Below are 14,906 nucleotides of genomic sequence, written 5' to 3'. Positions count from 1 at the left end.
ATGCGCCGCCCGGACGCCGCCCGCATCGCCAATGGACTGCGCCGGACGCTCGACGCGCAGCGCAAAGCCTGCGACGACTGGCGCCGGGTACCGGGTCAGGAGGTCCGCTATGGACGTATCGACAAGATCACCCCGAATGCGATGCGCGCCCGCTTGCCGGGCGCGGCGCTCGGCGAGCAGTGCCGCGTCGTGTCGCCGGAACTGGACGCCGAGGTGATCGCGGTGGAGGGGCGGCACGTGTGGCTGGCGCCGTATGCCGAGCCGAACGGCGTGGCGAACGGCGCGCTGGTGCAGGCGTTGGGAACATCGTCGCGCGTCGCTGTGGGCGATTACATGATCGGTGAAGTGCTGGACGGGCTGGGGCGGCTTCTGGTTCCGTTGGCTTCGCCCGATGAGGCGCCGTCGTCCGACGTCGCCGGTGTTGCGTGGCGGGCGCTGGACGCGGAGCCGCCGCCCGCCATGACGCGTGCGCTGGTGTCCCGATGCCTGCCCATCGGCATTCGTGCCATCGACGGCATGCTTACCTGCGGCCGCGGCCAGCGGCTCGGTATTTTCGCGGCGGCGGGCGGCGGCAAGAGCACGCTGCTGTCGATGATGTGTCAAGGCGCGCAAGCCGATGTCATCGTGCTTGCGCTGATTGGCGAACGGGGCCGCGAGGTACGAGAGTTTCTGGAACTGGCGCTCACACCGCAGGCGCGCGCGCGCACGGTGTGTGTGGTGGCGACGTCCGACCGCCCCGCGCTCGAGCGCATGAAGGCCGCCTACACCGCGACGGCGATTGCCGAAGCGTTCCGCGATGAGGGCAAGGACGTTCTGCTGCTCATGGACTCCCTGACGCGGTTCGGGCGTGCGGTGCGCGATATCGGCATGGCCGCAGGTGAACCGCTCGGCGCGACGAGCGGTTTGCCGCCGAGCTTCTATGCGCGTCTGCCACGGCTGCTGGAGCGCGCCGGCACTGCGGCGCACGGCAGCATCACCGCGTTCTACACCGTGCTTGTCGAAGGCGACAACCTCGACGAGCCGCTGGCCGACGAGGTGCGCTCGATTGTCGATGGTCATATCGTGCTGTCGCGGCGTCTCGCGCAGGAGAACCACTATCCCGCCATCGACGTCGCGAAAAGCCTCTCGCGGGTGATGCCGCAGGTGACCGATGCGAAGCATGTCGAAGCCGCTGCCCGTGTCCGGCGTGCCATGGCGCTGGCGGCGGAAGTCGAACTGCTGGTGCGTGTGGGCGAATACCAGGTGGGCAACGATCCCGAGACGGACGATGCGCTCACACGCGCCCCGGATATTCGCGCATTCCTTTGCCAGTCGCAGCACGACGTGGCGCCCTTCGACGATACCCGCACATGGCTCGATCATCTGGTGACGTGAAAGCGCATGAAAGCATTGACGCGCTCGCCGCGCTCGCGAAGCGCCGCGAAGCCGCCCTGCGCGCCGCAATGGCTCGCATGACGGCCGCAGCACGCGACGCCGGTGAAGCGGTTGCCGAGCGCGAGCGCGCTTGCGACACGCAGCGTCGGGTGTGGCAGGAAGCCTTGTCGCGCGGCGGCGTCTATGGGCAACGCGAGGCCGCCGGCGCGACGCGTTCGGTGGAAGCGGAGCGCATGGCGCTGGGCGAGGCCAAGGCCCGGCACGGCGCAGCGCTCGAACAGGTGCAACAGGCCGAAGCCGCGTTGCGGCAACAGCGCGAACGTTTGCAGACCAACGCGCGCAAGCAGGAAAAACTGAGGGAGTTGCTGGCGCTTTACCGCAGTTGAATCGGCAGCGAGACCACGGGGCACATGCCGCCGTGTCGCGCGACGTCGAGAAGCTCGAACCCGCACATCAATCGAAATGCGTTCATAACCTTCGCCATCACGAGGACTTCACGATGACCACCATTCACCGAAGTGCCCTGTCGGCCGATGCTTTCCTCGGCCTGTCGGATAAATCGGCTTCGCATCGGCGTGACATCGCAACGAGCCATGGCAAGCGCCACGAAGACAATGGGGACCCGGCGTTCTCGCTGGCATCCGAAACCGCTGCACGCGTGACGGGCCCCGCCGATGTGCTGCGCTGGTTGCGTGTCTGGCACGCTCGTCAGGACGCTAACTGGGACGGCGGCAGTTCGCTGCGCGTCATCGTGCATGGGGGCGCGCTCGACACGTTGGTCGTCGAGGCACGGCGAGGGCGGCAGGGCGTCACGGTGAGTCTGCTGTGCGTCCGGCTCGCGATGTACCGGCGATTGCTGGCCCATCGCGGTCGACTGTCTCGCGCCCTGACGTCGCGCCTCGGGCTCTCCGTCACCGTCGAGGTCGAGGCGCGATATGCGCCATGAGTCGACCACCGAGCCGACGGTCTCCCCGGGGCCGTTGGACGATCTGCTCACAAGCGAGGGCAGTCTGACCTTCGTCGAAAGCGATACGCAAGTACGCGTCGGGTGGCTTCGTGCCGGGGGCGACGGCCTTGTCGTGACCGCGCGCGTCGACGAAGGTGTGATCGGCCAGACGCGCTTCTGGTGCGATGCGCAGCAGTGGTGCGACTGGCTTGCTGCGAGCTTGCCGGTGCCGTCATGGGACGACCTTCCGCCAGCCTGGCACGCGAGCGCCGCGTCGCTTACGCTGGCGGCGGGGGGCGCCGGTGAGAGGCGCGATTTGATGGATCTGAACGGCGGCACGTCGAACGATGCCGCTCGCGAGACGCGGCTCGACGCTTGCGAGACATCAACGTGGCCAAGTGCGACGGCCCTGTCGCGTGAATGTGTCGAGACGACATGGCGCGTCGGCATGGTGTTGCAGCGCGAGGGGCGTCAGTTGGCGCTGACCTACCTCGATGGGGCGCACGCGTGGCTGCGCGAGCGCTGCCGACGGGCGACGCCTTGCGATGTGCCGTTGGACCCGGCGGGCTGGCCTGAGCGCCAGTGCGTGCTCGTGGCGGGATGGGTGGCGTTGCCTGCAACGCAATGCGACGACCTGCATGCGGGCGATGCCGTCCTCCTCGACGTGGCGGCCGATATCGAGCGGGGCGAGTACTGGCTGGTGGATGGCGACTACGCTGTCGCCATGTGCGATGGCCAGCCATCCGATCGCCATGTCGTGCAGTTCGATCACACGGACACCGCCCGGTGGTTCGCCGTCGTTGCCGAGAGGCGATTTCCCATTCCGTTGTTGATGGCCTGGCGCTCGGGCGTGCCCGTGGCGTCGCATCGGGAGACGACGACATGCGCGCTGCATGCCGGACGAATCGCGCTCTGGCACGCCCGCTTGCCGTGGGCCAGCGGGCGTTTGCTGCGATTCGAAGACGGGCGGCTCGCAGTGCATATCGACGAAAAAAACGGCGCATAGCGTGGGCATGGCCTGCCGGCCTGCGACGATCCGCCCGGCGAGATTTCGGGTCGTGACCCGATGGGCGTGCATCCGGTGGCGACCTAACATCGCTCGTGCTGTCGCCGCCATGCGCGATCGTCTGTCTGCCTGGCGCATCGTCGCGCGTTCGCGCGGTGACCTCTTCCAGCCGATTTGTCCTGCTTCGTTCTGCGTCCTCCCGCGTTATCGACGCCGACAGGCATGCAGATCGGGCGGCCAACAACGCTCATTGGAGTCTGCATGTCCCTGCTCGACCACCCGGTGCAGCTCATCGTGTTGCTGTCGCTGCTATCGATCATGCCGCTGCTGGTGGTGTTGGGGACTGCATTTCTGAAACTGGCCGTCGTGTTCGCGCTGCTGCGCAATGCGCTGGGGACGCAGCAGATTCCGCCCAACATCGCCATTTACGGCTTATCGCTCGTGCTTACCTGCTTCATCATGGCCCCGGTGGCGTTCGACATCGAGGCGAATCTCGAGGCGCGTCCTGTGGCGCTGTCGTCCAAGACCTTCGTGGCCGATGTCGACGCAAGCATCCTGTCGCCGTACCGCGCGTTTCTCACGCGTCACACCGACGCGAGACAACGCGACTTCTTCGCGAACATCGCGGGCGAGACGTGGCCGGAAGCGCATCGCGATCGTCTGGGGCCGGATTCCCTGCTCGTGCTGATGCCGGCCTTCGCACTGAGCCAACTGGCCGAGGCGTTCAAGATCGGCCTGCTGCTGTATCTGCCGTTCGTCGTGATCGATCTGGTGATCTCGAACATTCTTCTCGCGATGGGGATGATGATGGTCTCGCCGATGACTATCGCGCTGCCGTTCAAGCTGCTGATCTTCGTGATGATGAACGGGTGGGAGCAGTTGGTGCGTCAGTTGATGCTCTCGTACGCATGACGGCCCCCGGAGCACGCCGATGAGTGAAGCCATCGTCGTCAATCTGACGAGCGAGATGTTGTGGCTCACCTTGCTCATGTCGCTGCCGACCGTGGTCGTGGCGGCGGTGGTCGGCGTGTTCGTCTCGCTGGTGCAGGCGCTCACGCAGGTGCAGGACCAGACCGTGCAGTTCCTCATCAAGCTCATCGCCGTGTCGGTCACGCTCGCCGCCACTTATGCGTGGATGGGCCACGTACTGCTGCATTACGCGGGCAACGCGTTCGAGCAGATCAGCCGGATGCGGTGAGCGGCATGGCGACTTCTCTCGTGCCGGGCATGGACCCCGCCGTCGACACGTTGCTCTCGCCGTTGTGGGTCGACCTCTATGGCTGGCTGGTTGCGTGGGGCGTGGCCATGCTGCGCCCGCTGGGCATTGCGATGCTGCTGCCGGTGTTCTCCGTCGGCATGCTCGGGGCCGGTATGTTGCGCAATGCGCTGGTGCTCGCGCTCGCATTGCCGGTCGTGCCGCTGGTGCACGCCACGCCGGAAATGCCCGCGCACTGGGGGGCCTGGGGCGTGCTGATTCTGCGCGAACTGTGCATCGGCGGGCTGCTGGGGTTCGCCGCTGCGCTGCCGTTCTGGGCCGTCGACATGACGGGATACGTGATCGACACGATGCGAGGCGCCTCCATGGCGAGCGTGCTCAATCCGTTGATGGGAGCGCAGTCGTCTATCTTCGGTATCGCCCTCACGCAGATGCTCTGCGTGCTGTTCTTCGTCACCCCGGCGGCGCATGCGCTGCTCACCGCGCTGTACACCTCTTACGTCGCGTTGCCGGTGGGACAGCCATGGCAATGGCACGACGACAGCGTGGCGTGGCTGCTCGCGCTCTGGCAGGCGATGCAGGTCATGTGCGTGGCCGTCGCGTTGCCCGCGATGGTCGTGATGGTGCTGGTCGACATGTCGATGGGTTTCGTCAACCGCGCGGCGCAACAGCTCAACGTGTTCTTCCTCGCCATGCCTGTGAAAAGCGCGATGGCGCTGCTGGTGACCGTGGCGAGCCTGCCGTTTGCCGTCGCGGTGCCGCTCGCGGGCTGGTATCGCTTACCCGATGTGTTCCGCGCCTGGACCGCGCTGACGCTGCCCGCATCGTGAGGTCTGCATGAGCGAGAAGAGTCAGCCGCCTACCCCCAAGAAGATCAAGGACGAACGCGCGAAAGGGCGTGTCGCGAAAAGCGCCGACCTTGCCGTGTGCATGCAGCTCGGTGTGGTGCTCGCATGGCTGACGTTCGAAGGCCCCGCGCTTTACCACGCGATGGAGGGGCTCGTGTCGCGCATGCTGCTCGTGCTGAACGATCCGGTGGATGATGCTGTGCGCGGCATGCTGGGGCCATCGTTGCTGCTCCTGGTGCGTTTCGGCGGCGGGCTCGCGCTGCTGCTGATCGTGACGACGTGGCTTGCGATGGTGTTGCAAGTGGGCGCGCTCGTCGCCCCGGAGGTCATTCGTCCCAAGTACGAACGCATCGACCCGATCGCCAAGGCCAAGCAGTTGTTCTCGATGCAGTCGCTCTTCGAGTTCGGCAAGTCGCTCGTCAAGGTCGGGGTGCTGGGGATGGTCTTCTTCTACCTCATTCGCCAATACACGCCGTCGCTCGCGGCGCTGCCGCAATGCGGCCCCGCCTGTGGCATTGCCCTGACGGCCAAGCTGCTGTTCTGGCTGATGTCTGTGCTTGTCGTTGCCTACGTGGTGTTCGGAGGACTCGACTTCGCGTATCAGAAATACCAGTTGCACAAGCAGTTGAGGATGTCTCACGACGAGATCAAGCGCGAGTCGAAGGAGGTCGAAGGCAACCGGGATCTCAAGAACAAGCGGCGCGACATTCACCGGGAGACGATTGAAAGCGGCAGTCTGTCGAACAACGTGAAGCGCTCGACCGCCGTTGTGCGCAACCCGGCGCACATTGCCATCTGCCTGCGCTATGTGCCCGGCGAGACACCGGTGCCGCTGGTGATCGAGAAGGGCCGTAACGCGCGCGCCAGGACGATTGTCCGGCTCGCCGAACGCGAAGGCGTGCCGGTGGTCGAGCATGTGCCCGTCGCGCGCCGTCTGATGAGCGATGTCGAGATCGATGCACCGATTCCCGCCGATCTGTTCGATGCCGTCGCGGCCATTCTGCGGCTCGCTCTCGATTTGCCGTACGAGGTGCAAACGGCGCAGGACGAGCAGGAAGGGCAGACCGTCGACGCGAAGCCAGCGGAAGCTCCTCACGAAGGGGATGGCGGCGACCCATCGGGGCGTGCCGGCGATGGGAGGCGGGCATGAGCGTTTCTCTTGGCCCGATTTCGCACCTGCGCTCACCCGGGCGCGAGGCGTTACGACGTGTCTTGATCGTGTTGAGCCTGCTGGGTTTGTCGATGCCCGCATTGGCCGTCAACCGGGCATTGCTGCCGCTTCACCCGCGCGTGGCCGATGCTCAGCTTCTGGTGCCCGAACCGCGCGCCGCAGCGAGCCCGGCCCGGCCGCCTGTAGACGCAGGTGTTGCCCCCGATGTCCGGCTCGCCGATGTGCCGGAAGCACCCGATGCAGTGCGCGAATCCGCCCCGGCGGCACCCGCTTCGGCGACGGCGATGGCCTCGGCCTTCGTACCGGCCCAGGCATCGGCACCCGCCTCGGCCTTGCCGCCCGCGCAACCCCCCGTACCGGCCACGCGAGCGTTACCGTTCGATTCGCTGGTGCGACGCGCGGCCGAGGTGGCGTCGGTCGACGCAGCGTTGCTGCATGCGATTATCGACGTCGAGTCGGGATACGATCCGCAGGCGTTGTCCGGGCGAGGCGCGATCGGGTTGATGCAGGTGCTGCCGGGCACGGGAGCGCGCTTTGGCGTTAGGCGTCTCGAAGATCCCGCAGAGAACGTGCGCGCCGGGGCGGCCTACATCCGCTGGTTGCTATCGCGTTTCGACGGCGACCTGTCGCTAGTGTTGGCTGCTTACAACGCGGGAGAAGGCGCTGTGCTGCGTTATGGGCGTCAGATCCCACCGTTTCCCGAGACGCAGAACTACGTTCGCAAGGTGATGACGGGATACTCGCGTTTGCGGGCCACGAATGTGCCGCAAACCGTCGCACCGCGGCGCGAGCCAGTGCCACCGCGCAGATCGACACCTCGCCCGGCCGTCCGGGAGATCGCGACCACCGTTGCGCAAGGCGCCCCCCACCCGAAGGCCGTCCGGGCGGAACCGCCGGCCCGGACGGCCGGGACCGGCGAGGTCGCGGCGGATCGGACCTGGCATCTGCTGCGAGGCTTGGGAACGTTGCTGACGCGCAGCCCGTCGGTCGAGGCCGCAGGCGGGCACGGACGCGACCGTCCGGCAGTGCTCATGCCGTGAGCGCCGGCCCGGCGGGCGGGCAGTCAGCGTGGCTTGTTATACGGGGACGGTATCGGCGACCGAGGCGCGGACGGACATGCGCTCGAAGTGTTTGGCGAGGTTCGGATGCGCGTCGCGCCAGAGGATCTCGGGGTTGCGGAAGTCGAGATAGCCGAGGGCGCAGATGACAGCCACGTCGGCCAGCGTGAGGCGGTTGCTCGCGCACCACTGGCGTTCGTTGAGCCCATGCTCCATGGCCCGCAAGCCTTCTTCGATCTTGCTGAGCTGCCGCGCGATGAGCGCCGGCGAGCGCGAGGCTTCGTCATGGAACATCGTCTCGACGCGGATCTGCACGGCGGCGTCCGTCAGGCCGTCGGCGAGCGCCTCCCAGCAGCGCACTTCGGTGCGCTCGCGCCCGGAAGGGGGAATGAGCTTGCCGACCGGCGAAAGCGTGTCGATGTACTCGCAGATCACTCGCGAATCGAATACGGCTTCGCCGTCTTCCATGACCAGACACGGTACTTTGCCGAGCGGGTTGGACTGCTGGATACAGGTGTCGTCGGCCCACACATTCTCCAGCTCGAGCTTGTAATCGAGCTTCTTTTCAGCCAGCACAATGCGGACTTTGCGAACGTAGGGACTGGCGAGGGCACCGATCAACTTCATGTGGATCCTTGAAAAATCGCTGTAGCGCGGGGGAGAGTATAACGTGCAGTCGGGGCCGGCCGGGGCGGGCCGGAGCCGGTTGCGAGCGGCCCCGGGAGGATCGGCGCAGGGAATGGTAAAATACTGGCCTTTCCGAGTTGGCGCCTCGCCGGCTCCCCGGTTTTCCTTTTCGGTGCCCAGTGCCATGTCCGACGAATTCTCCCCATTGACCGCGCTTTCCCCGCTCGACGGCCGTTATGCCAGCAAGACCGACGCCCTGCGTCCGTGGCTGTCCGAAGCGGCGTTCATGCGTCACCGCGTGACGGTCGAAATCCATTGGCTGATCGCCCTGTCCAAGGCCGGTTTCGCCGAGATCGCCCCGTTCTCGGCCGGTGCGGAGACGTTCCTGCTGAATCTGGTCACGAACTTCTCGAACGCCGACGCGCAGCGCATCAAGGACATCGAGAAAGTCACCAATCACGACGTGAAAGCGGTCGAGTACTGGCTCAAGGAGAAGGTGCAGGGGCAGGCAGAACTTGAAAAGGCCAGCGAATTCATCCATTTCGCCTGCACGTCGGAAGACATCAACAACACTTCGCACGGCCTGATGATCAAGGGCGCACGCGACACGGTGATCGTGCCCGCGCTCGAATCGCTGGTCACGAAGCTCGGCGAACTGGCACGCGAACACGCGTCGCAGCCGATGCTCTCGCGCACGCATGGTCAGCCTGCATCGCCGACCACGCTCGGCAAGGAACTGGCCAACGTGGCCGTGCGTCTGGCGCGTGCGCTGGAGCGCGTTCGCCGTGTAGAACTGCTCGCCAAGATGAACGGTGCGGTCGGTAACTACAACGCACACCTTTCGGCTTACCCGGAATATGACTGGGAGGCGTTCTCGAAGGCAGTCATCGAGCAACGTCTGGGTCTGACGTTCAACCCGTACACGATCCAGATCGAACCGCACGACTACATGGCCGAGCTGTTCGACGCCGTGGCGCGTGCCAACACCATCCTGCTCGATCTGAACCGCGACATCTGGGGTTACATCTCGGTCGGCTACTTCAAGCAGAAGACGAAGGCCGGCGAGATCGGTTCGTCGACCATGCCGCACAAGGTGAACCCGATCGACTTCGAGAATTCGGAAGGTAACCTCGGGCTGGCCAACGCGGTGCTGCGCCATCTGGCCGACAAGCTGCCGGTCTCGCGCTGGCAGCGTGACCTGACGGACTCGACCGTGCTGCGTAACATCGGCGTGGCGTTCGGTTACAGCCTGCTCGCCTACGACTCGTGCCTGCGCGGTCTGGGCAAGCTCGAAGTCAACCCGCAGCGTCTGGACGAAGACCTCGACAACACGTGGGAAGTGCTGGCCGAGCCGGTGCAGACCGTGATGCGCCGCTTCGGTATCCCCAACCCGTACGAGCAACTCAAGGAACTCACGCGCGGCAAGGGCATCACGCGTGAAGCGCTGCAAGCTTTCATCGAGAAGCTGGATATTCCGGCAGACGCGAAGGCCCGCCTGCTGGAAATGACGCCGGCGAACTACATCGGTATCGCCGAGTCGCTCGCGAAGCGCGTTTAAGTCTTCTGCGCTTGACCGAAACGGGCCGCATTGCGGCCCGTTTTGCATGGTGCGTTGCACACCCCTTACGCGATACCGAAGTGAAAAACGACACGGGAAAGCGGCTATCCGGCAGCGAGGATTCAGGTGGCTGGCTGTCATACATGCTGCCGGGTTGCTGTGTATCATAGCTGCATAACCCATAAGGAGAACCCCGCAGATGAAGTTCACTTTTGCAGTTGCAGCACTCGCCGCCGCCGTTGTTCCGGCCCTCGCCCAAGCCCAGTTCGCCAAGCCCGACGACGCCGTGGAGTATCGTCAGTCGTCGCTCTTCCTGCTCGGCAATCACTTCGGCCGCATCGGTGCCGTCGTCAAGGGCGACGTGCCGTTCAACAAGGACGACGTGGCAAAGAACGCCGAACTCGTCGCCAGCCTGTCGAAGCTGCCGTGGCCGGCGTTCGAAGGCGGCCAGACCACCGCGAAGAGCAAGGCGAAGCCGGAAGTCTTCTCCGACAAGGTGAAGTTCCAGCAAGCCGCCGAGAAGATGGAGACGGCCGTCGCAAAGCTCAATACCGTGGCCAAGGGCGGCGACCTCGCGTCGATCAAGACGGCATTCGGCGAAGCTGCGCAGACTTGCAAGAGCTGCCACGACGGCTTCCGCGCGAAGTAAGCGTCGTCCGCTTCCCGATAAAAAAGCCGGTCGTGTTCAGCGACCGGCTTTTTTTGACCCTGACACGTCCTGAAACAGTCCGGCACTTTTTCGAAGCATCGTCCCGTCCGGGGGTAAGGAACGGGAGTGTTATCCGAAAGGCGACGGGTCAGAACAGCCCGGGCAGTACTCGGTAGCGGATCTTCGAGCGGTACTCGGCATAAGCCGGATCGGAGGCCAGGAAACGTTCCTCCTGGATAATGCGCGTGACCTGTAGCGTGAACAGTCCTCCGTACACCATGACGTTCCACGCGCCGAAGTTGGTCAGCAGGAACCCCATGTCCGCAATCACGTACCCAAGATAGATCGGATGGCGAACCCATCGATAGGCACCACTGGAAACGATGCCGCGATTGGCCGGAACGATGCCGAACGAGCGCCTTAACGATGCCTTGGCGTACAACTGCCACAGTATTCCCGCGCCGCACAGGAACGCACCGGAGCTCTCCGGAATCAGTCGTATGCCGGGATCGAGCCGCACGGCGAGGAAGTAGAACGTGCCGCACACGGATACGATGACCGGCACCAGCCGCCAATCGCGCTTGGCCGGTACGCGTGTGAAGAGTGCCAGTCCGACAGTGAGCGACGATGTGGCGACCAGAAGCAGCAAGGTGATGCGCTCCGGCGCCGCGCTCCACTGAAGCCACGCGACGAAAGCAAACGCACCCAGCACGAGGCTGCCCATCAAGCGCACGGAGACTTCCACGGCCATCTCTCGCAGACTGCGGCGATTGGGTAACGAAGGGACCGCCAAGGGCGGAATCATCGGCGCGACGGCATAAGGGTTGGCGCGCCAGTCTTCGATCGACGATACGTCAAACTCTTTTTCGCTATGCATGATCACGGTCCTTATGAGGCTAGAGCGCGCCCGACAACGTTGGCAGCAGTACACGGTAAATCTGGATAAATGCCGGTCCGAGCAGCACTAGCAACAGCGTCGGGAAGATGAAGAACACCAGCGGAAACAACAGCTTGAGCGCGATCTTGGCCGCGCGCTCCTCGGCCCGCATGCGCCGCTTGGTCCGCAGCATCTCGGACAGCACCCGCAACGACGCGCCAACGCTGGTGCCAAAACGCTCCGCCTGGATCAACATCGAGACAAAGGTGTCGATGTCCTCGACGCCGGTGCGCAGGCTCAGGTTGCGCAGCGCTTGCTCCTTGGAGAAGCCTGAACGAAACTCCAGCAGAAGCAGTTCGAACTCGTCGGACAATACGGGGCTGCGTACGTGGATATCGCCAGTCACACGCATGAGCGCGGCGTCGAGGCTCAGGCCCGCTTCGACACACACGGTCATGAGGTCGAGCGCGTCGGGAAAGTCCTCGAAGATCACACCCTGGCGCCACGCGATGCGGCGCGACAGGACCATGTTCGGCAGGTAGTAGCCGACGGCGCCGAGCACCAGCAGCAGCCCCATCAGCAAGTCGCGATGCGTGGCTGCGTAATGCGGACTCGCGACCTCGAAGCCGATGAACGGCAGGGCCAGCGCCAATAATGTCTTGGCCGAGAAATACAACGCCGGGGCGGAGGCGTCGCGCCAGCCGGCGTTGATGAACCGGGTGCGCAGCGTCGATGACTCTCTGCCCTCTTTGGGCAGGGACAGTTTAGAAACGGGCTTCGACCACTTCGCGAGACGCTCGACCCAGGGGCTGTCACCCGCATCGACGGGAGCGCTCGACGAACCGCGGCCCCCGCTTCCCGCAAAACCCTCGATGCTCTCGACGCGCCCGCGCGTGCGCCCCGGCGCGAGCAGCAGCACGAGTCCGAGCACGACACTGAACGTCATCAGGAATACCCCCGCCAGCAACGCGATATGTCCTTCGTTCCAATGCAACATGGCACACTCCCCGAATGGTCTATCTGGTTCAATCGCCCGCGCGCGGGCTCACACGTGGATGCGCACGATCCGGCGCATCCAGAGCATCCCAAGTGCCATCAATCCCAGCGCCGTCACGCTGATCTTGATGCCGGCCGGGTCTTTCCACAGCACCTCGAGGAAGGTCGGGTTGACGATCATCAGTAGCCCCGCCGCACCAAACGGCAGGACCTCGAGGATGATCGCCGAGAGCCGGCCCTCGGCCGAAAGCACTCTCACCTTCTGGAGCAGCTTGAGCCGTTCGCGCGTGAGCTCGGCAATATTCGTCATGATTTCGGCGAGATTGCCGCCGCTCTCGCGCTGGATCATCACGGCGGTGATGAAATAACGCAGGTCGTCGATCGGCACACGCGTGGCGAGGTTGCGCAAGGCGTCGTTGATGCCCACACCGTAGTTGATCTCGTCGAACATGATGCGGAACTCCCCGCCGATGGGCTCGGCCATTTCGTTGCCGATCATTTCGATGGCCGCGGGGAAAGCATGGCCGGCACGCAAGGCGCGCGCGATGGTGTCGGCCGTCTCCGGCAACTGCCGCTCAAGTCGTTCGAGCCGCTTGCCGCGCCGGCGACTGACGTATAGCGCTGGCAAGCTCGCGCCGATGAGTCCCGCCGGCACGGCCAGGCGCCAGGTCAGCGGCAGCAGCAGGACGAGCATGGCGAGCCCCAGTCCATGCACCAGCATCCACATGAGCAGGTGTGCCACGGACCACGACAGGCCCGATTGCTGGATGAGCAGGTCGAGCGCGTGCACGCGAGGCATGCGCAGGAGCATGCGCTCGACGCCCGGCGAGCCGCTGAGCAGGCGCGACTTGAGGATCGAGATGTGCTCGCGGTCGACGTTGCCGCCCGCCGACAGGGCACGAATGCGTGCCTTGACGCGCTTGGCCGCAGCGCTGTGCTGGCTGCTCCACCAGTAGTAGATGCCCTCGACGGCAAGCACCACTGCCAGGAACAACAGTACGGCAAAGATGTAGAAAGGCGTATTACCCATGGCTATTTCCCCCGCATATTCCCCGAATATTCCCCGTAACTGCCGGAATCCGCTGCGCTCGCCGAGCCTGCGTCGTCACACCTCGTAACGGCGCGACGGATCGTAGATGGCATCGGGCAAGGCCATACCGTAGGTCTGCAGCCGTTCGGCAAACCTGGGCCGCACGCCGCTTGCGCAGAAGTAGCCGCGTACCGTCCCGTCGCGCTCCACGCCGGTGCGCTTGAAGGTGAAGAGCTCCTGCATTGTGATGATCTCGCCCTCCATGCCGGTGATCTCCTGAAGGCTCGTCAGGCGCCGCCGCCCATCGGTCAGGCGCGCGGTCTGCACGATCACGGTGATCGCTGAGGCAATCTGTTGGCGCATCGCGCGCGACGGCAGCGGTACGCCCGACATGCTCACCATGTTTTCAAGCCGCGTGAGCGCGTCGCGCGGGGAGTTGGCGTGGACCGTGGCGAGCGACCCCTCGTGGCCGGTGTTCATGGCGTTGAGCATGTCGAGCGCCTCGGCGCCGCGCACTTCGCCAAGGATGATGCGGTCCGGGCGCATACGCAGGGCGTTGCGTACGAGGGTGCGTTGGGTGATCTCGCCCTTGCCTTCGATGTTGGGCGGGCGCGTCTCGAGCCGCAGCACGTGTTGCTGGTCGAGCTGCAGTTCGGCGGCGTCCTCGATGGTGACGACGCGCTCGGTATCCGGAATCGAGGCCGACAGGATGTTGAGCAGTGTGGTCTTGCCGCTGCCGGTGCCGCCCGAAACAAGGATGTTGACCTTGGCCGCGACGAGCGCGGTCAGTACCTGCGCCATCGGCTCGATCAGGGTGCCCAGGCGCAGGATATCGGCCATCTGCAGCGGCGTGGAGCCGAAGCGGCGGATCGACAGGAGCGGGCCGTCGATCGCCGAGGGCGGGATGATGGCGTTCACGCGCGAGCCGTCGGGCAGGCGTGCGTCGACCATGGGGCTCGATTCGTCGATGCGGCGGCCCACGCGCGAGACGATCTTCTCGATGATCTTCATCAGATGCGCGTCGTCGTAGAACGTGATGTCGGTCGCCTCGAGGCGGCCGAAGCGCTCGACGAAGGTGCGCCGATGGGTGTTGACGAGGATATCGGAGATGGTCGCATCGCGCAGTAGCGGTTCGAGCGGCCCCAGGCCGAACATCTCGTCGTAGATGTCACTGCCGAGCTGGCGCCGTTCGGCTTCGTTGACGAGCACGTTCTGCTCACCCACGACACGGTCGATGAGCAGCGCGAGTTCGGTCTTGACCTGGAGTTCGGTCAGACGCGCTAGTTTCTCGAGCTCGACGCGCTCGAGCACCATCTCGTGCATGCGGCGCTTGAGCTCGGCGTAGTGCGGGCCGACGCCTGGGCTCAGGTTGCTCGCGCGTGCCGTCGTCCGCTCAGGCGTGGCGACGGCGGGCGACAGCAGCAGGGATTGTGTGGTGGCTGACATGAGGGGCTCCCGGGTGAGGCTGAATTCGATGCGTTAATCGGGTGATTCGATCTGTCTATCAATCCGTTGGGCGGTTTGTTGACCTGTCGGTCCGTTAATGCGAC

16 protein-coding genes are annotated in these 14,906 nt (G+C 64.9%); 11 read left to right on the top strand and 5 right to left on the bottom strand.

Going from position 1 to position 14,906, the window contains the following annotated elements; translation table 11 throughout:
• The 9 genes from PCO31110_RS00650 (at position 1) to PCO31110_RS25845 (ending at position 7,601) form a co-directional block, all read left to right on the top strand.
• Positions 1-1,374, top strand: a complete 1,374-nt coding sequence (locus PCO31110_RS00650; protein WP_150689391.1) for a FliI/YscN family ATPase — start codon at positions 1-3, stop codon at positions 1,372-1,374.
• Positions 1,350-1,760: a hypothetical protein gene (locus PCO31110_RS00645; RefSeq protein WP_150689390.1), complete on the top strand. Its 411-nt coding sequence runs from the start codon at positions 1,350-1,352 to the stop codon at positions 1,758-1,760. The genes PCO31110_RS00650 and PCO31110_RS00645 overlap by 25 nt, the downstream gene beginning before the upstream one ends.
• Positions 1,761-1,873: 113 nt before the next feature.
• A complete protein-coding gene (locus tag PCO31110_RS00640; RefSeq protein WP_150689389.1) occupies positions 1,874-2,320 on the top strand; it encodes a hypothetical protein in 447 nt (148 codons plus the stop codon).
• Positions 2,310-3,326, top strand: a complete 1,017-nt coding sequence (locus PCO31110_RS00635; RefSeq protein WP_150689388.1) for a type III secretion system protein SepQ — start codon at positions 2,310-2,312, stop codon at positions 3,324-3,326. Before PCO31110_RS00640 ends, PCO31110_RS00635 begins: the two co-directional genes overlap by 11 nt.
• A 261-nt stretch (positions 3,327-3,587) precedes the next feature.
• Positions 3,588-4,238 (top strand): type III secretion system export apparatus subunit SctR, encoded by a 651-nt coding sequence (gene sctR, locus PCO31110_RS00630; protein ID WP_010805698.1) that lies wholly within the window; start codon positions 3,588-3,590, stop codon positions 4,236-4,238.
• 19 nt (positions 4,239-4,257) lie between these two features.
• Entirely contained in the window at positions 4,258-4,524 is a 267-nt protein-coding gene (gene sctS, locus PCO31110_RS00625) for a type III secretion system export apparatus subunit SctS (protein ID WP_010805699.1), read from the top strand.
• A 5-nt stretch (positions 4,525-4,529) separates the two neighbouring features.
• The gene (sctT, locus tag PCO31110_RS00620) at positions 4,530-5,372 is read left to right on the top strand and encodes a type III secretion system export apparatus subunit SctT (protein ID WP_150689387.1); all 843 of its coding nucleotides are present in this window, start codon (positions 4,530-4,532) and stop codon (positions 5,370-5,372) included.
• Between the two features lie 7 nt (positions 5,373-5,379).
• Complete coding sequence (locus PCO31110_RS00615) at positions 5,380-6,540, top strand: EscU/YscU/HrcU family type III secretion system export apparatus switch protein (RefSeq protein ID WP_010805701.1); 1,161 nt, start codon at positions 5,380-5,382, stop codon at positions 6,538-6,540.
• Positions 6,537-7,601 (top strand): lytic transglycosylase domain-containing protein, encoded by a 1,065-nt coding sequence (locus PCO31110_RS25845; RefSeq protein WP_246189689.1) that lies wholly within the window; start codon positions 6,537-6,539, stop codon positions 7,599-7,601. Before PCO31110_RS00615 ends, PCO31110_RS25845 begins: the two co-directional genes overlap by 4 nt.
• 36 nt (positions 7,602-7,637) lie before the next feature.
• Here the strand turns inward: PCO31110_RS25845 and PCO31110_RS00605 are convergent, their stop codons facing one another.
• Positions 7,638-8,246 (bottom strand): glutathione S-transferase family protein, encoded by a 609-nt coding sequence (locus PCO31110_RS00605; RefSeq protein ID WP_150689386.1) that lies wholly within the window; start codon positions 8,244-8,246, stop codon positions 7,638-7,640.
• Between the two features lie 184 nt (positions 8,247-8,430).
• Here PCO31110_RS00605 and purB point away from each other — a divergent pair, with 184 nt between their 5' ends.
• Complete coding sequence (gene purB / locus PCO31110_RS00600) at positions 8,431-9,804, top strand: adenylosuccinate lyase (RefSeq protein ID WP_150623342.1); 1,374 nt, start codon at positions 8,431-8,433, stop codon at positions 9,802-9,804.
• 199 nt (positions 9,805-10,003) lie between these two features.
• Positions 10,004-10,453 carry a c-type cytochrome gene (locus PCO31110_RS00595; protein ID WP_010805705.1) on the top strand — a complete coding sequence of 150 codons (450 nt, stop codon included), beginning with the start codon at positions 10,004-10,006 and terminating at the stop codon, positions 10,451-10,453.
• A gap of 148 nt (positions 10,454-10,601) precedes the next feature.
• Here the strand turns inward: PCO31110_RS00595 and PCO31110_RS00590 are convergent, their stop codons facing one another.
• From PCO31110_RS00590 to PCO31110_RS00575, 4 genes are all read right to left on the bottom strand, one after another.
• Positions 10,602-11,330 (bottom strand): methyltransferase family protein, encoded by a 729-nt coding sequence (locus PCO31110_RS00590; RefSeq protein WP_246189688.1) that lies wholly within the window; start codon positions 11,328-11,330, stop codon positions 10,602-10,604.
• A 19-nt stretch (positions 11,331-11,349) separates the two neighbouring features.
• A complete protein-coding gene (locus PCO31110_RS00585) occupies positions 11,350-12,327 on the bottom strand; it encodes a type II secretion system F family protein (protein ID WP_010805707.1) in 978 nt (325 codons plus the stop codon).
• A gap of 48 nt (positions 12,328-12,375) precedes the next feature.
• Positions 12,376-13,356, bottom strand: coding sequence for a type II secretion system F family protein (locus PCO31110_RS00580; RefSeq protein WP_010805708.1), 981 nt, complete (start codon positions 13,354-13,356; stop codon positions 12,376-12,378).
• 75 nt (positions 13,357-13,431) lie between these two features.
• A complete protein-coding gene (locus PCO31110_RS00575) occupies positions 13,432-14,802 on the bottom strand; it encodes a TadA family conjugal transfer-associated ATPase (RefSeq protein ID WP_150689385.1) in 1,371 nt (456 codons plus the stop codon).
• Positions 14,803-14,906 lie beyond the last annotated feature (104 nt).

Origin of the sequence: Pandoraea communis (genome assembly GCF_902459745.1) — a bacterium.
Lineage (GTDB): Bacteria > Pseudomonadota > Gammaproteobacteria > Burkholderiales > Burkholderiaceae > Pandoraea > Pandoraea communis.
This window is presented reverse-complemented; position numbering and strand designations above follow the sequence as displayed.